Source organism: uncultured Erythrobacter sp. (assembly GCF_947502395.1).
Classification (GTDB): domain Bacteria; phylum Pseudomonadota; class Alphaproteobacteria; order Sphingomonadales; family Sphingomonadaceae; genus Erythrobacter.
In genome coordinates this window covers 625,709-641,958 of record NZ_CANMZM010000001.1, presented here as the reverse complement: position 1 = coordinate 641,958, position 16,250 = coordinate 625,709, and the positions used below count along the sequence as shown (strand labels likewise).

19 protein-coding genes and 1 pseudogene are annotated in these 16,250 nt (G+C 55.8%); 14 read left to right on the top strand and 6 right to left on the bottom strand.

Translation table 11 applies throughout. The features are described from left to right. Positions 1-2: 2 nt before the first annotated feature. The 6 genes from Q0778_RS03025 to Q0778_RS03000 all read left to right on the top strand — a co-directional run bounded on the left by Q0778_RS03025 (position 3) and on the right by Q0778_RS03000 (position 5,620). The gene (locus Q0778_RS03025; protein ID WP_298333907.1) at positions 3-326 is read left to right on the top strand and encodes a hypothetical protein; all 324 of its coding nucleotides are present in this window, start codon (positions 3-5) and stop codon (positions 324-326) included. Beyond that, positions 323-1,273 (top strand): carbon-nitrogen hydrolase family protein, encoded by a 951-nt coding sequence (locus tag Q0778_RS03020; protein ID WP_298333905.1) that lies wholly within the window; start codon positions 323-325, stop codon positions 1,271-1,273. The genes Q0778_RS03025 and Q0778_RS03020 overlap by 4 nt, the downstream gene beginning before the upstream one ends. Beyond that, positions 1,270-1,995 carry a metallophosphoesterase family protein gene (locus Q0778_RS03015; RefSeq protein ID WP_298333904.1) on the top strand — a complete coding sequence of 242 codons (726 nt, stop codon included), beginning with the start codon at positions 1,270-1,272 and terminating at the stop codon, positions 1,993-1,995. The genes Q0778_RS03020 and Q0778_RS03015 overlap by 4 nt, the downstream gene beginning before the upstream one ends. Further along, positions 1,992-2,840, top strand: coding sequence for a tRNA (guanosine(37)-N1)-methyltransferase TrmD (gene trmD, locus Q0778_RS03010; protein ID WP_298333902.1), 849 nt, complete (start codon positions 1,992-1,994; stop codon positions 2,838-2,840). The genes Q0778_RS03015 and trmD overlap by 4 nt, the downstream gene beginning before the upstream one ends. Continuing rightward, positions 2,837-3,205 carry a 50S ribosomal protein L19 gene (rplS, locus tag Q0778_RS03005; protein ID WP_298304535.1) on the top strand — a complete coding sequence of 123 codons (369 nt, stop codon included), beginning with the start codon at positions 2,837-2,839 and terminating at the stop codon, positions 3,203-3,205. The genes trmD and rplS overlap by 4 nt, the downstream gene beginning before the upstream one ends. A gap of 177 nt (positions 3,206-3,382) precedes the next feature. Beyond that, the gene (locus tag Q0778_RS03000; RefSeq protein ID WP_298333900.1) at positions 3,383-5,620 is read left to right on the top strand and encodes a S9 family peptidase; all 2,238 of its coding nucleotides are present in this window, start codon (positions 3,383-3,385) and stop codon (positions 5,618-5,620) included. A gap of 86 nt (positions 5,621-5,706) precedes the next feature. Here Q0778_RS03000 and Q0778_RS02995 read toward each other — a convergent pair whose 3' ends face one another. After that, on the bottom strand, positions 5,707-6,576 hold the full coding sequence (locus Q0778_RS02995) for an alpha/beta hydrolase (protein WP_298304541.1): 870 nt from the start codon (positions 6,574-6,576) through the stop codon (positions 5,707-5,709). 75 nt (positions 6,577-6,651) lie between these two features. On the opposite strand from Q0778_RS02995, the gene Q0778_RS02990 reads away from it, so the two are divergent. Genes Q0778_RS02990 through Q0778_RS02965 form a run of 6 tightly spaced genes read left to right on the top strand, consistent with a single transcriptional unit; the run spans position 6,652 to position 10,656 of the window. Then, positions 6,652-7,677: an aspartate-semialdehyde dehydrogenase gene (locus Q0778_RS02990; protein ID WP_298304544.1), complete on the top strand. Its 1,026-nt coding sequence runs from the start codon at positions 6,652-6,654 to the stop codon at positions 7,675-7,677. A gap of 5 nt (positions 7,678-7,682) precedes the next feature. Next, entirely contained in the window at positions 7,683-8,237 is a 555-nt protein-coding gene (locus Q0778_RS02985) for an aspartate-semialdehyde dehydrogenase (RefSeq protein ID WP_298333898.1), read from the top strand. 37 nt (positions 8,238-8,274) lie between these two features. Continuing rightward, complete coding sequence (locus Q0778_RS02980) at positions 8,275-8,925, top strand: DsbA family protein (RefSeq protein ID WP_298304550.1); 651 nt, start codon at positions 8,275-8,277, stop codon at positions 8,923-8,925. Continuing rightward, positions 8,889-9,365 (top strand): GFA family protein, encoded by a 477-nt coding sequence (locus tag Q0778_RS02975; protein ID WP_298304556.1) that lies wholly within the window; start codon positions 8,889-8,891, stop codon positions 9,363-9,365. Before Q0778_RS02980 ends, Q0778_RS02975 begins: the two co-directional genes overlap by 37 nt. After that, positions 9,335-10,108, top strand: coding sequence for an alpha/beta fold hydrolase (locus Q0778_RS02970; RefSeq protein ID WP_298333896.1), 774 nt, complete (start codon positions 9,335-9,337; stop codon positions 10,106-10,108). The genes Q0778_RS02975 and Q0778_RS02970 overlap by 31 nt, the downstream gene beginning before the upstream one ends. Before the next feature lie 23 nt (positions 10,109-10,131). Continuing rightward, on the top strand, positions 10,132-10,656 hold the full coding sequence (locus Q0778_RS02965) for a hypothetical protein (RefSeq protein ID WP_298333894.1): 525 nt from the start codon (positions 10,132-10,134) through the stop codon (positions 10,654-10,656). An 11-nt stretch (positions 10,657-10,667) separates the two neighbouring features. Here Q0778_RS02965 and Q0778_RS02960 read toward each other — a convergent pair. From Q0778_RS02960 to Q0778_RS02940, 5 genes and pseudogenes are all read right to left on the bottom strand, one after another. Continuing rightward, positions 10,668-12,110: pseudogene (locus Q0778_RS02960) on the bottom strand (AMP nucleosidase); the annotation flags it as partial. Between the two features lie 115 nt (positions 12,111-12,225). Next, positions 12,226-12,891: a 50S ribosomal protein L9 gene (rplI, locus tag Q0778_RS02955; RefSeq protein WP_298304564.1), complete on the bottom strand. Its 666-nt coding sequence runs from the start codon at positions 12,889-12,891 to the stop codon at positions 12,226-12,228. Positions 12,892-12,902: 11 nt separating this feature from the next. After that, a complete protein-coding gene (gene rpsR, locus Q0778_RS02950) occupies positions 12,903-13,127 on the bottom strand; it encodes a 30S ribosomal protein S18 (protein ID WP_034957989.1) in 225 nt (74 codons plus the stop codon). Next, positions 13,127-13,492 carry a 30S ribosomal protein S6 gene (gene rpsF, locus Q0778_RS02945; RefSeq protein WP_298304569.1) on the bottom strand — a complete coding sequence of 122 codons (366 nt, stop codon included), beginning with the start codon at positions 13,490-13,492 and terminating at the stop codon, positions 13,127-13,129. Before rpsF ends, rpsR begins: the two co-directional genes overlap by 1 nt. Positions 13,493-13,646: 154 nt before the next feature. Further along, positions 13,647-14,480: a hypothetical protein gene (locus tag Q0778_RS02940; protein ID WP_298333892.1), complete on the bottom strand. Its 834-nt coding sequence runs from the start codon at positions 14,478-14,480 to the stop codon at positions 13,647-13,649. Positions 14,481-14,589: 109 nt separating this feature from the next. Here Q0778_RS02940 and Q0778_RS02935 point away from each other — a divergent pair, with 109 nt between their 5' ends. After that, entirely contained in the window at positions 14,590-15,534 is a 945-nt protein-coding gene (locus Q0778_RS02935; RefSeq protein WP_298333890.1) for a DUF808 domain-containing protein, read from the top strand. After that, positions 15,534-16,178, top strand: a complete 645-nt coding sequence (locus tag Q0778_RS02930; protein WP_298333888.1) for a glutathione S-transferase family protein — start codon at positions 15,534-15,536, stop codon at positions 16,176-16,178. Before Q0778_RS02935 ends, Q0778_RS02930 begins: the two co-directional genes overlap by 1 nt. Positions 16,179-16,250 lie beyond the last annotated feature (72 nt).

Below are 16,250 nucleotides of genomic sequence, written 5' to 3'. Positions count from 1 at the left end.
AAATGCTGACCGGTTCAATAAGTATCGCTTTTATCGTTACCCTATTGGGCTTTATGTCCTTGGGATCGGTGTTGCTGGCAAAATTTGTAGCTCCCAATTCATCACGTGGGGTCCGCGTTGTCTCGGCGAGTGCCTGCGCGGTGCTAGCTCTGCTTGTACCAGTCGTGCTTATGGGGCTCGCGGAAGGGGGCACCATAACAGAACTTGGTTTGGGCGCTGGACTTGGCGGTCTGTTCTTGAGTGTTCTGATCTGCTGGCCCGTATCGCACTTTGCCACTAAGCGACTGGATCGTATGACCAAATTTGATTCAGAGATTTTTTCATGACCCAATTGCCTGTCGCCATTTGCCAAGCCGCGCCGATTCCGTTGGACTTCAACGGAGGGATTGAGAAAGCCACCCATCTTTCGCGTGAGGCGATTGGGGGCGGGGCGCGCTTTGTGGCCTTTGGAGAGACGTTTCTAGGAGGCTATCCGTTGTGGCTGGATGAGGCTCCGGGTGCGGCGCTTTGGGACCATCCAGGCACTCGAGCTTGCCACCAAATCATGCTTGATAATGCTATTGTGCCCGGTGATGAGCGTCTGCTGCCATTGCAGGAGCTGTGCGACGAAAGCGGCGCTTGTATCTCAATCGGTGCGCATGAGCGGGTTCGCTCGAGCCTTTACAACAACCAATTGCTCTTCCGTCCCGGATTGCCGCCACTCGATCACCGCAAGCTGGTGCCCACGCATGGCGAGCGGCTGATCTGGATGCGGGGCGATGGCTCGACGCTCGGCGTGCACGAGGCCGAATGGGGCCGGGTGGGGAACCTCATCTGTTGGGAGCACTGGATGCCGCTCGCCCGCGCGGCGATGCACAATCTGGGTGAAAGCGTGCACTGCGCATCATGGCCGACCGTGCGCGAGGAATATGCGCTGGCCTCACGGCACTATGCGATGGAGGGGCGCTGCTTTGTGCTTGCGGCGGGGCTGGTGCAGACAAAGGCGGACTTGTTCGAGGGGCTGGAGAATGTCGGCGGCTCGGCCGAGGCCAAGGAGCTATTTGACGCCATCGAGAGCGATGTGCTCAACCGCGGAGGCTCAATGATCGTAGCACCGGATGCGCGGGTGGTCGCGCAAGCGGGCGAGGGTGAGGAAATCCTTCGCGCGGAGTTAGACCTTTCAGAGATCGGGCAGAACCTGGCAAGCCTCGACACCGATGGCCACTACTCGCGGCCTGACGTTTTCGAACTCAGCGTCGATACGCGGGCGAAGGATGGAGTGAATTGGGGGTGACCAGAACGGCTGTTCTTTCGGATATTCATGGCAATCTGAGTGCACTTGAAGCGGTGATCGCCGATGCGGAGCAACGGGGATGCATTGAGTTTGTGAACTTGGGCGACATACTGTCTGGGCCGCTTTGGCCATCAGAGACTGCCAATCTACTAATGCCTTTGAATTGGCCGACTATTGCGGGAAATCATGAGAGGCAGGTTTTGACCGATCCCGATGATAGGATTGGTCTTTCTGACAAATTTACCCGCAGCGCCTGTTCATCTTATCAGCTGGCTTGGTTGGCTGCGCTACCTTCGGAGCTAGCGATCGGAAATTTCTTGTGTACGCATGCAAGGCCCGGAAACGATCATGAGTATCTTCTTGAATCTGTCGATACTGAAGGCCTTCGCGATGCTACCGATCAAGAGGTGAAAGAACGTCTAAAAGGTGTAGATCATGAGCTTGTGCTTCACGGCCATTCTCATTTGCCGAAGGTGCGTAGGCTGTCTGATGGCCGCGTCCTTGCTAACCCTGGCAGTGTCGGTCTGCCAGCTTACGACGATAATCGGCCATTTGAGCATGTTGTCGAAACAGGTAGCCCGAAAGCTCGCTATTTGATTCTGGATAAAGGCGAGATCGAGTTGCTCTCCGTAGACTATGATTTCGAGTGCGCGGCCCGACGGGCGGAAAGCAACGGTGCGAACGATTGGGCTGGTTTCCTGAGGACTGGCAAAGCTAGATGACCTTCGCCGCCACTATTCTTACGCTCTATCCGGAGATGTTCCCCGGACCGCTCGGCACCTCGCTTGCGGGCAAGGCGCTTGAGCGGGGGGATTGGTCTTGCGCAACTGTCAATCCGCGTGACTTTGCCACCGACAAGCATCGCACCGTCGATGACACGCCTGCAGGGGGCGGGGCGGGGATGGTGCTCAAGGCCGATGTGATGGCGGCGGCTTTGGATTCCATTCATCCACCCAAATCCGCTCATGCTGAGCTTGTCGAAGCATCGTCCTTTACTTCCTCTGACGGTGCAGAAGGGAAGAGCGGTCGTTCGACAAGCTCAGGACGAGCGGTTCTCGGAACTGCGCCCATCCTCGCCATGACCCCGCGCGGCAAACCGATCACGCAGGAGCGTATTCGGGAGATCGCGGGCGGTCCTGGCGTCACTATCCTGTGTGGACGTTTTGAAGGGTTTGACGAACGCCTGTTCGAGGCTCGACCGCAAATCGAAGAAGTGTGCCTCGCCGACATCGTCCTCTCAGGCGGAGAGACAGCAGCGATCACCATACTTGATGCTTGCATTCGGCTGCTTCCCGGCGTAATGGGCGCGGCTTCTAGTGGGGCTGAAGAGTCGTTTGAGGACGGCTTGCTTGAGTACCCGCAATACACCCGACCCCAAACATGGGAAGGGCGCATGATCCCCGAAGTGCTGCGATCTGGGGATCATGCGAAGGTGGATGCTTGGCGTAAAGCTCAGGCCGAGGCTGATACTAGGTTACGCAGGCCGGACCTTTGGGAGCGTTATGAGGACGCTCGGGACCAGTCTGCCTCTGGCGCGCGGCGAAAAGATAAGGATACGGACCAGTGAACCTGATCCAGCAAATCGAAGCCGAAGAAATCGGCAAGGTTGAAAAAGAAATTCCAAACTTCCGCGCAGGCGACACCGTTCGTGTCGGCGTGAAGGTTAAAGAAGGCAACCGTGAGCGTGTGCAGAACTTTGAAGGCGTTGTGATTGCGCGTTCAAACCGCGGCATGGGTTCAAACTTCACCGTGCGCAAAATGAGCTTTGGCGAAGGCGTGGAGCGTGTGTTCCCGCTCTACTCACCAATCCTCGACAGCATCACTGTTGTGCGCCGCGGCGTTGTGCGCCGTGCGAAGCTTTATTATCTGCGTGGCCGCACCGGTAAGCGTGCGCGTATCGCGGAACGCCGGGAAAATGCTCCTAAGAAGTAAGAGCGTTACTCCAACGAGTTTTAGGAAGGGCGGCCTGTCATGGGCTGCCCTTTTTCGTTTGTGCCTTTGCAATTCAATCGATTTTTCGTCATTGCGAGCAACCAACAGGTTGCGCGGCAATCCAGGGTCCGATGCTGGATTGCTTCGCTTCGCTCGCAATGACGAGGAAACTTCTGAATGCGCCTATTTCTTGCCGCTGCCACCGCCGCACTTCTCTCGACAACAGTTATGGCCCAGACCGAAATGACCGATACTCCCGAGCTCACTTTTGAGCGCGTTTTCGCCTCGCCTTCGCTGAATGGATCATCCCCGCGTGCAGTTAAGTTTTCGCCTGACGGGCGTTACCTGACGCTTCTGCGGAACCGGGCCGAAGACGCGTCGCGCTATGATTTGTGGGGCTTTGACCTTGAGACCCGTGAATGGCGGATGCTTGTCGATAGCGAGGAAGTGGGTTCGGGGCGCGAGCTTTCCGAAGACGAAAAGATGCAGCGCGAGCGTGAGCGTGTGGGGAGCCTAAAGGGCATCATCACCTACCAGTGGGCGAGCGATGCCTCTGGCGTGCTGGTGCCGATCGATGGCGATCTCTATTTCGCCCGGCTTGATGGCGATGTGACCCGCCTCACCGATACCGAAGAGAGCGAACTCAATCCGAAGCTGTCACCAAAGGCCGGCTTCGTCTCCTTCATTCGTGACCGTCAGCTGTGGGTGGGCGCGGTTGGTGCCGATGCTTCGCCGATAACCCCTAAGGAGGATGACACCATCCGTTGGGGCGAGGCTGAATTTGTCGCGCAAGAAGAGATGAGCCGCCTCACCGGTTACTGGTGGAACGGCAACGATACGCGGCTCGCAGTCCAGCGCACTGATGAAAGCCCCGTGGGTATCGTTACCAGGGCAGCAATTGGCGCAACGGGCACTAAGGTTTTCGATCAGCGCTATCCTGTGGCAGGCTCTGACAACGCGATTGTTGAGCTTTTTGTGATGGATCCCGATGGCGGGAACCGCGTGAAGGTCGATCTGGGCGCAGAGACTGACATTTACATCGCGCGGGTCAATTGGGGCCCCGATGGCATGCTCTATGTCCAACGTCAGAACCGCGAGCAGACTGTGCTTGATGTCTTACGTGTCGACCCGGCGACCGGCGAAAGTTCGATCGCAATTACCGAGAAGGCAGCACAAGAAGACTATTGGATAAACTTGTCTGACAACTATCGCTTCCTGAAAGACGGTAGCCTCTTGTGGTGGTCCGAAAGTGACGGTTATGGCCACTTCTATCGCATCGGTTTTGACGGACAGGGGAAAAGCAATTCTGCGATCCAGCTGACCTCTGGTTCCTCACCAACAACATCGTTGGTCGGCGTAAACGAAGCAAAGGGCGAGTTCTTCTATCAAGCGACCACAGACGTGCTGACGCAGCAAATATATCGTGCCAAGCTGGATGGATCAGGCGATCCCGTGTTGCTCACTGATTTGGATTACACCAACACCGCCAGCATGGACCCGACCGGTTCGCTTATGCTGATAAGCCGTTCTGCACCCGATCAGCCGACGCAAAGCTATCTTGCAGGTGATCTGGGACAGCGCCTCACCTGGGTTGAAGAGAACGCGCTTGGCGAGGATCACCCTTATACGCCGTTCCTTCTGAGCCACACCATGCCTGAATACGGCACGATCCCTGCTGAAGACGGCACTGAGCTCCACTACATGATGCTCAAGCCCGATATGGAGCCGGGCAAGAAGTATCCGGTGTTCTACTATCACTACTCAGGTCCGGGTCCGCAGATCGTGGACAAGGGCTGGGGCGGGGCGCTCGCACAGGCTGTGGTCGATAAAGGCTATATCTATTTTGCGCTCGACAATCGCGGCACCGCCAACCGCGGCGTTGAGTTTGAGCAGCCTATATACCGCGCAATGGGCGGGGTTGAAGTGGTTGATCAAAAGACCGGCGCTGACTTCTTGAAGACCCTCGACTATGTCGATGGCGACAAGATCGCGCTCTATGGCTGGTCTTACGGCGGCTATATGACGTTAAAACAGCTTCAGGCCGATCCAGGGCTCTACGCCGCGGGCATTTCTGGCGCGCCAGTTACCAAGTGGGAACTTTACGACACCCACTATACCGAGCGCTTTATGGGCGACCCACGCGAAGTGCCTGAGGCCTATGAGAAAGCGAGCGCTATCCCAGATGCGACTAAGATCAGCGATCCGCTGCTCCTCATCCACGGCATGGCGGATGACAATGTGGTGTTTGAAAACTCATCCGAGCTCATCAGCGTTCTGCAAGAGAACAATGTGCCCTTCGAGATGATGCTTTATCCCGGCTACACGCACCGTGTGTCTGGTGAGCAGATCAGCCCGCATATGTGGAATTCAATCTTCCGCTTCCTTGAGGCGCATGGCGTGACGCCGCCGGAGTAGAAAGCGTCATCCCGAACTCGTTTCGGGATAACCCTCTAACCTTGGTGCTATGCCGCTGTTATCCTGAAACGAGTTCAGGATGACGGTTAGGGTGTGTTGAGCCACTCCAGCACCTTAGCCGCCACCTCATCTGGCGCTTCGACCTGGGGATAGTGGCCTATCGTTGGCAACAGATGGTGCCGCGCACTAGGCACCACTTCGCGCCATTTGTCATAGGCGTGCTTACCTGAGACCGGGTCGACCGCGCCGTTGATCAGACCGATTTTGCTCTCAGCGCCCACCAGAGCCGCTTCCCAGCGATCCTTATGCGTGCGTCGATCCGCGATGTAGTGCAGCAGCTTGTGCATGATGCGGTTGCCCGAATTGTACGCGATAAACTCCCAGAACTGATCAAGCTCCTGTGCGGGCGGCTTGGTGTCTGGGCCGAAAACTTGAGAGAAACTGCTCCCAAACCGCTCTCGGTTCATCAGCAGACCCAGCACAAAGCCAATGGGTGATACGCCGATCTTCTGCATGGTCACGGGGCGGTGCTGATTGGGGAAGATGCCGCCATTCAGAAACACCATTTTTCCAAGGCCTTGCGCCCCTGATCCGTCCTGTTGGCGCGCAAGCAATTCTTGACCCACCGAGACCCCGTAGTCATGAACAAATGCGTCAAACTCGCTGACGCCAAGATGGGTCAACAACGCTTCTTGCAAATCTACTTGCCGATGGATCGAATAACCGCTCTTGGGCTTATCAGAGAGCCCAAAGCCGAGCATATCGCACGCGATCAAATAATGATCTGCGCCTAGCTGATCCCACACGCTGGTCCAGTCCCACGCACAGGTTGGGTAGCCATGCACCAGCAATAAAGGACGCGCAGACGTATTCTCTCCTGTCCAATAGGCAATCTGGTGCCCCTGAAAGTCGAAATATCGTGCCTTATGGTGCCAGTTTTGTGTATCGACCTGCATGAAGTCTCCCTATTGGGGCCAAGCTAGCCGGCGAGACGTTCGGCGCAACCCAAATTGACGTGAAGGAATGCGAGAATGGGCTACCGTGTAGCAGTCGTCGGTGCGACCGGAAATGTAGGCCGCGAAGTCATGCAAATCATGGCCGAGCGCGAATTTCCTGCTGATGAAATCGCCGCTGTTGCAAGCAGCCGCAGCCACGGGACCGAGGTCGAGTATGGCGACACGGGCAAGATGCTTAAATGTCGGAATATTGAGCATTTTGATTGGTCAGGCTGGGATATTGCGCTGTTCGCTGCTGGCTCTGGCCCAGCAAAGGAATATGCGCCAAAGGCAGCGGCAGCTGGCTGCGTGGTGATCGACAATTCCTCGCTTTACCGCATGGACCCGGATGTGCCTCTGATTGTGCCTGAGGTGAACCCGGACGCGATTGACGAATATTCCAAGAAAAACATCATCGCGAACCCCAATTGTTCGACCGCACAGCTTGTGGTGGCACTGAAGCCGCTTCACGATGCAGCGACGATTAAGCGCGTTGTGGTCTCGACCTATCAGTCTGTCTCAGGCGCAGGCAAAGCGGGCATGGATGAGCTCTTCGAACAATCCCGCGCGATCTTTGTCGGCGACCCTGTTGAGCCTGCGAAGTTCACCAAGCAAATCGCTTTTAACGTCATCCCCCACATTGATGTTTTTCTCGACGATGGTTTCACCAAAGAAGAATGGAAGATGACGGTTGAGACCAAGAAGATCCTCGACCCGAAAATCAAGCTTACAGCGACCTGCGTGCGGGTCCCTGTGTTCGTCGGCCACTCCGAGGCCGTGAACATCGAGTTCGAGAAGGAGCTCTCAGCCGAGCAGGCCCAAGAGATTCTGCGCGAGGCACCCGGAATTATGCTGATCGATAAGCGCGAAGACGAGGGCTATGTGACGCCCGTAGAAAGCGCCGGCGACAGCGCGACCTACATCAGTCGTGTGCGCGAAGATGCAACGGTCGAGAATGGCCTTGCGCTATGGTGTGTTTCTGACAACCTTCGCAAAGGTGCGGCTCTGAACGCTGTCCAGATCGCAGAGCTTCTCGGACGGCGTCACCTTAAGAAGGGCTGATGATCATGCGTTCTCTCTCGGTTTGCCTGCTCTCAGTTGCACTAGTGTCTTGCGATAGCGGCCAAGTGCCTTCGCCTGCGGACCGCATGGCAGGCGATGTGCCCGTTGATATCGTTGATGAAGGCCTAGTTGCGCTTCATGGCGAGGGGCTCGTTGCGGGCGCTGAAAGCTTCTATTTCGCTGCGGGCCGCAATGAGGTTGAAGCCGCGCTTGCCAGTGTTCTTGGCGAACCGGTTAGCCGTAACGAAATTGACGAATGCGGGGCAGGGGCCATGGCGATGACCAGCTATTCAAGCGAGCTTACGGTCAATTTCCAAGGTGGTTCTTTGGTCGGATGGAACATCGGAACCGCGCCCGAAGATGAAGCGAGCAACATTCAAATCGACGCCGATGTTGCCATTGGGATGCCGGCAGCGAAGCTGGCGGACACAGCTGGATACTCACCGATTGAAGGCAGCACTTTGGGTGAGGAGTTTGCTCTTAGCAACGCGATGGGCGGCTTTGTCGATAAAGGCACTGTCTCCATGCTCTATGCCGGAACCCAGTGTTTTTTCCGATAGCGGTGTTTTTTCCGGTGAAGCGCGTTAAGCTGTCGGAATGACAATAAAAGCAGACCTCTATTTCAGCTTCCGCTCGCCCTATTCCTATCTGGCTATTGGCCGGTATGCGGATATGGCGCGTGACTATGATCTCGATATCACTTTGCGCACGGTTTTGCCGATTGCGGTGCGTGATCCCGATATCCTCTTCACCGGCAATCCCGCAGCACCGCGCTATATCGTGATGGATTGCATGCGGGCTGCGCAGTTCCTGAATATCCCTTTGAGCTGGCCGCGCCCCGATCCAATTGTGCAAGACCTAAGCACGCGTGAGATTGCCAAGGATCAGCCCTATATTTTCCGGATTTGTCGATTGGGACAGGCGGCAACACGCCGAGGCAAAGGCCTTGAGTTTGCCGCTGAAGTGGCGCCGATCATCTGGGACGGTTCGACCGAGAACTGGCACGAAGGCGATCATCTGGCGCAGGCCGCAGCACGCGCTGGGCTCGATTTTGGAGAGCTTGAGGCGGAAGCCGCAAACGATTTAGACGCGCTTGATGTAGAAATCGAAGGCAACACCAATGCGCTTCATGAAGCGGGTCATTGGGGCGTGCCGACGCTTGTGGTCGATGGCGAGCCTTTCTTTGGCCAAGACCGCGTAGACATGGCCAAATGGCGGATGGAGCAAAAGGGATTGGCCAAGCGGTGAGTTTTGTCGGCGGCTGTCAGTGCGGCGCTGTGCGCTACCGCATCACTGCGGAGCGATTGACCTCTTATGCTTGCCATTGCCGTGAGTGTCAGATGCAAGCAGCCAGTGCTTTTGGCATCTCGGTGCCGGTGATGAAGACAAACCTTGAGATTGAAGGCGAGACCGCGGTCTGGCGGCGGCCGACCGATAGCGGCTCGCATACCAACTGCCATTTTTGTCCTCGCTGTGGCAGTCGTCTCTACCACGCTGGCGACAATCGGCCGTTCATGGTGACGATCAAAGGTGGCTCGCTCGATGAATCGCAAACGCTTGATCCGATTGCGCATATCTGGACCAAGAGCAAACAGGACTGGGTCTTGTTGCCCGAGGATGTGCCGCAATGGGATACACAGCCGGCCACTCAAGAGGAATGGATGAAATTGCTTTCATGGTCGAATTAAACAGCTCTCGTTTTGCCAGCTTTGACGGCGCAAACTTGGCGGTCACCGTGGTGGGCGAAGGTAGGCCGTTGGTGCTGGTCCATGGGCTTTTTTCATCAGCGGAGATGAATTGGATCAAGTTTGGCCATACCGCGAAACTCGTGGAGGCAGGATTTCAAGTCATAATGCCGCACCTGCGCGCGCATGGGGCAAGTACTAAGTCTCACCATGCGGGCGATTACCCAGTTGGAGTATTAACCAAGGATCTTGCGGCGCTGGTCGAGCATTTTGACCTCAGCGACTATGACCTTGGCGGGTTTTCGCTCGGTGCGCGCACCTCTGCGAAGGGCGTGATCGACGGTCTCACCCCGCGGCGTTTGGCGCTTTGCGGGATGGGATTGCAGGGGCTATCGGGATGGAAGAACCGCTCATCCTTTTTCATCGATGCAATCGACCGCTTTGATGAAATTAAGCGCGGCGACCGGGCCTTCATGGCTAAGTCATTCATGAAAACCATGGGCATTGATCGCGAGGCGGCGAGACTCCTGCTGGGAGCAGTGGATGACGTCGCGAATGCTGATCTGGCAAAGATCACAATGCCCACAGCGCTGATTTGCGGCAATAAAGACCAAGACAACGGCTCGGCCAAGGATCTGGCAATGGCGCTTCCCGATGGTCGATACCGCGAGATACCCGGGACCCATATGAGTAGCGTTGCAGATGGCGCATTTGGAAATGCATTGGTCGAGTTTTTCGCTGACTAGATTACGGCAAGAGGGGTGAGGGAATGCACGAAAAGATCAGCATCAGGACATGGCTTATCAGCCTTGCCGTCTTCGTATTTGTGATTTTCTTGTCCTCAAGAATAACCCAAGGCGATGTGACTTTCGATATTTTGGCGCACCAAGCGGCAGGCACAGCCGATCGGGTTAACGAGATTCAGACCCAATGGCGCGAGGCCGGAGTGCAGAATTCTGCGATCGTGGCCATGATTGGCGATCTTGCATGGATATGGATTTACGCTTTTGGCAGTTTTCTGGCTGGTCGTGAGTTTGCGACCAAGCGCGAAGGAGTGCTCCGCGTGATTGGCCTCTTCATATGCGTTGCCGGTGTTGTGTTTGGCATCACCGATTACACCGAGACGATCTCGCAATTCATCCAATTGCTGCAAGACACTGGAAGCGACACTCTCGCCGGTATCGCAGCCTTCATGCAGCCGATCAAAGTCACAGCCTTTTTGGTGGCATTCTTTGGGGTGATTATAGCGGTTGTGATGGATCGCTTTGTTGGGCGATCTACCCCAAGCGGCTAGAAGGCGCCGACTTACCGGAAAGGCGGCTCGTTAAATGCCCTCAATTTGCGTGAGTGCAAACGGTCACCTTCATCGCGAAGATGCTTACACGCCTCAAGGCCGATCTGGAGGTGGGCCGCAATCGCCTCTTCGTAGAACTTGTTCGCTTGCCCCGGCAGTTTGATCTCACCGTGTAGCGGCTTGTCAGACACACACAGAAGCGTTCCATAAGGTACGCGGAAGCGATATCCTTGTGCGGCAATCGTGGCGCTTTCCATCTCAACGGCAATCGCGCGGCTCTGTGAGAAACGCTTGGCAGAGCTTGAGTAGTGCAGCTCCCAATTGCGGTCATCGGTGGTGACCACAGTGCCTGTGCGCATACGTTGCTTGATATTCGCGCCTTGCACCCCTGAGACCGATTCTGCGGCACCCGCTAGAGCAAGTTGAACCTCGGCGATGGGCGGGATTGGCACTTCGGGAGGAAGCACGCCGTCGAGCACATGGTCATCGCGCAAGTAAGCGTGGGCGAGCACAAAATCGCCAATCTTCTGGCTTGAACGAACGCCTCCGCAGTGACCGATCATCATCCATGCATGAGGCCTAAGGACCGCTAGGTGGTCGCAAATAGTCTTGGCGTTCGACGGGCCGACGCCAATGTTGACGAGGGTGATACCTTTGCCGTCTTCGCGGATGAGGTGATACGCTGGCATTTGGTGCTTTCGCCAAGCGGTATCATTCAATTGGGCCTGCGCGTTGTCGGTGCTTTCTTCGATATGGAGACCGGCGGCGCCTTTCAGCGCGACATATTTGTTTTCGCCAATCTGCTGCGCTCCCCAATTGACGAATTCATCGACATAGCGGTGATAGTTGGTGAACAGGATAAAGTCCTGAAAGTCTTCAACATTGGTCCCGGTGTAGTGCGCAAGCCGAGCAAGCGAGTAATCAGTGCGCAGGCCGTCGAATAGCGACAGCGGCATATCGGCATTCTCGTCAAATTCGATCCCATCAGCCAGCTCATCGCCAATCAAGGACAGGTCGGTCGAAGGGAAAAATTGTGCGATATCCTGCGGGGCAATGCCTTGCATCGCCGCGCCTGCTTCACCATCCAACACATAAGGGAACGGGATTTCTTGGCGCGACCGGCTTACGGTTACGTCGATTTCATATTCTGCGGCGATCAACCCAAGTTGCTCTTCAAGATAGGCCGCAAACAGATCAGGCCGTGTGATGGTCGTTGTATATGTTCCCTGGATTTCCAGCCGGCCGAAAGCACGGCTGCGGTCTTGGGGATCACCCACTCCTGAATAATGCAATGTCAGCTGAGGATAGGCGTAGCTCCCGTCATGGCGCTTACGCTCGGGCGGAATGGCGCCTGTCTTGCCAAAGGCGATGACATCATCGCGCAGAGCTTGGATGGCGTCGTTGTAGTGCTGCTGCAATTGTTCAAGGATAGCGGGGATTGGGGTCATATAGTTTTTCCTGTTGTTGTTTTGGTTTCATCTAGGCCGTTTGAGGGTCTTTTACAAAAAGGGCGCGAAAGTCTTGTGACTCTCGCGCCCTTTTGAATGGCTCTTATGGGGAGCAGGCCAATCAGCCCTCGCTCTCCTCACCGGCTTCCGCTTCGCCTTCGTCGGCAGCTTCCTCAGCTTCAGGCGCAGCGCCTTCTTCGAACAGCTCTTCGGGGATTTCGCCAGGCTCAAGACCAGCATTGTCGATCTTGGTGTCAGCCGCCGCTTCTTCGATCTCGCGCTGTTCATCTTCGAACATTTGCGCAAGAACGTCGACGCCTTGGGTCTGAAGCTCAGCTTCATCGTCAGAACGTGCAACGTTGGCTTTCACGGTTACGTGCACCTCAGGGTGCAGAGCAACGGTCACATCGTGCATACCGATCGTCTTGATTGGTGCGCCCATGATGACTTGCTTCTTGTCAACATCGTGACCTTGTTCCGTTAAGCCAGCGACCATGTCGCGAACATTGACCGAACCATAAAGCTGACCGGTGTTCGATGCGGCACGGATGAGGATAACCTCAGCGCCTGCAACTTTCTCGCCAGAGGCTTCTGCCACGGTCCGCTTTTCAGCGTTCTCTTTTTCAAGACGCTCACGGTTGGCTTCAAACACGGCCTTGTTGGCTTCGTTAGCACGCAGTGCCTTCTTCTGTGGAAGAAGGAAGTTGCGAGCATATCCATCCTTTACGGTGACGACATCGCCAATAGAGCCGAGCTTCTCGACGCGTTCAAGGAGAATGATATCCATGTGTCAGTCTCCTATTTCACGATGTAGGGAAGCAGGCCGATGTGGCGTGCGCGCTTGATGGCTTTGGCCAGTTCACGCTGCTTCTTGGCTGAGACGGCAGTGATGCGCGAAGGCACGATCTTGCCACGCTCGGACATAAAGCCCTGCAGCAAACGCACGTCTTTGTAGTCGATCTTTGGGGCTTCCTTGCCTGAGAATGGGCAAGACTTGCGGCGGCGGAAAAACGGGCGGGCCATCAGTCGCGCTCCTCACGGTCTGAACGGCGCTTACGATCGCGCTCGTTTTTGCGCATCATTACCGAAGGACCATCTTCGTGCTCTTCAACACGGATGGTCATGTAACGAATAACGTCTTCATTGATACGGGTTTGGCGCTCGAGCTCTTCAACAACCGAGCCTGGGGCGTCGATGTTGAGCATGACGAAGTGCGCCTTGCGATTGCGGTCGATTTTGTAGGCGAGGGACTTAAGGCCCCAAGTTTCGGTCTTTGTGACCTTACCTTCGTTCGCTTCGACGATTTCGGTCGCCGAGGCCGCCAGCGCGTCGACTTGAGCTTGGCTCAGGTCCTGACGCGCGAGGAAGATGTGCTCATACAGAGCCATGCTTCACGTCCTTACACTGTAATGCCGATCGCTGGCTTGTCTGCGGGATTGCAGGGCCCCTCCGGCTTTCTTCTACCCTCCTAAGAAAGAAGGGTTGCGCGCACATAACGAGTTTGATGGGGAATGCAAGCTACATAGCGTGAAATGAGCCAATCTATCGTTGGGCTTCGGACTCTTTGAGTTCTTTCAGCCTTCGCCTTATCTGGAACTGCGCGGCATCCAGGTCGGACATGAATACCGATCGCACCCAAGGATCGCTGACACTTGCCAACAAGTCTTCGCGAGAACGGGCATTCTCGATGATGGCATCCCCGTCCAAAAGGTCTTTCTGACTCTTGCGCCAGCAACATGCCATCTCATGAGCCAATTCTGGATCGCCAGCCTTTCCCGCGATTTCTTCCCATCTACTTCGCTTGTCCTGATCCAGTTCTGCATAAAAGTAGAACCGGGCCATATGGTAGGCTGCGATAGGATCGCCGGCCTCCGCTCGTTTGAGCCAGACCTGTTCGCCATCCAATAATACGGTTAATGTCGCCTGCGTGCTTCTGAGGGAACTTGCGTAGACGCTTCGGCCAATCGGGTCGAACATTCGCCTGTTAGGAAAAGCCTGCTTCAATAGCGACAGTTGCTCTCGCAACATTTCGATCTTTCGATTTGTATCGGGCTCGTCTTTCGCCTTCCAACCAATTCTGTCAGCCAGCCAGTATAGAGTATGCGGATCGCCCACCTCCATTGCTTTCTTGCGCCAGACCTGCGCGTTACGCTCATCAGACCGTTCAACGTAAGCTGAAGCGACCATGCCAGTCGCCCTGATGCTCTCGCTGGTGTCGCCCTTTTCCGCTATTTCTATGAGACGCCGAATCTCTTTGTCATCAGGAGGCGGTAAGCACGCACAACCCTCAGTTTCGAGCCCGGGGCTCGCAATCAAAAACAACCCCACAGCAACAATCGCAAACGGGATAAGCACGAATTTGAATCCACTCTTCATTGCAGCCGATCATTAGCATGCTGAGAGGATTTCCCCAAGCTACATGGCCAGAAAGCTTGACGCGATTGGCTTGCAAGAGAGATTGCAATAATCGAACAGGAGTATTGAAATGCCTTCAGGCTTAGTCGCACTGCTTGATGATGTCGCTGTAATCGCTCGCACGGCTGCGGCCTCTGTTGATGACATCGCTATGGCCGCCGGGCGAGCTGGATCAAAGACCGCAGGCGTAGTCATTGACGATGCAGCGGTGACGCCAAGTTATGTGACGGGGCTGTCTCCGGCACGTGAGCTCCCCATTATCTGGGCGATCACCAAGGGGAGCTTGTCCAACAAGCTTATCATCCTGCTGCCCGGTGCCATACTTCTATCCGAATTTCTGCCGCAAGCGATCATCTGGATACTGATGCTCGGCGGCGCTTTCCTTTGTTATGAGGGCGCTGAAAAGGTGATGGAGAAGTTGGGCGGGGCCAAACACGGCAAAACCGTCGATGATGAAATTACCGATCCCGCAACATTCGAGAAACAGCGCATCGCAGGAGCAGTGCGAACCGATTTGATCCTGTCAGCAGAGATCATGGCTATCACTTTGAGCGAGCTGGATCTGCCGACTTGGTGGGAGCGCGGCCTAGCGCTGGCATTGGTAGCATTTGTAGTGACGATTGTGGTCTATGGAACGGTGGCGTTGATCGTGAAGATGGACGACGTTGGCCTCAGGATGCTCCGCGAGAGCGAGATCACGAACGTTCGCCGGTTCGGAGTCTTCCTGTTGCGAGCCATGCCGAAGCTGCTCATCGCCCTGTCTTTCATCGGCACCATTGCGATGCTCTGGGTCGGCGGCGGGATTATTCTCCACGGCACGCATGAGGTCGGCTTCCACCTGCTGTACGACATTGCGCATGGCGCTGAATATGCGGTCGCGGGGGTTGCTGGAGCATTATCCGGTATTGCCGGTTGGATCACCTATGCTGCGATTTCAGGAGTGATTGGCTTGGCGCTGGGCGCAGCCATTGCCTTCCTATTGCACAATGTGATTGGTTATGAGGGCTCCCATTGATGCCAGAGGGACAATATACCGCGCCCATCCTCTACACCTGCGCAGGTTCGCGCGGGCTTCGCGCAACATGGGCGGCAGAGGAGGCGGGCATTAAGCTTGATCTTCGGATGCTGCCCTTTCCACCCAGGCACAAGGCGCCTGAGTACCTGGAAACCAATCCGCTAGGCACGATACCCATGCTCGTCGATGGCGAAACTCAAATGACCGAGAGCTGCGCGATTGCGCATTATCTTGCGGTGATGGGCGGCGCGGATCAGCTGATCGTTGCTCCAGGTCAGAAGGATTACGGCGAGTATCTCGATTACACTTACCACGCCGACGCCACGATTACCTTTCCGCAGACAGTCTATATGCGTTTTGCTCTGTTCGAGAAGCACAAGGGTTGGGAGGATGCAGGCCACGCCTATGCCAATTGGTTTGAAAAGCGCCTTGTGAAGATTGAGCAGCGTCTGGAACGCCGTGAGTTTCTGTGCGCAGATCGCTTCACCGTCGCCGATATTTGCGTTGGCTATGCGTTGATATTGGCTAAATCCGTAGGCCTTGATGGACGGATTCCTGAGCCGATTAAAACGTACCGCGACCGCCTAACTTCGCGTGAGGCTTACAAGATCGCAGTGGCTAAGGAAAAAGCGGGCGCGCCCTAACCCCCTACCGTCATTGCGAGCGCAGCGAAGAAATCCAGGGCGCTGTGCGAAACCGCTCTGGATTGCCACGTC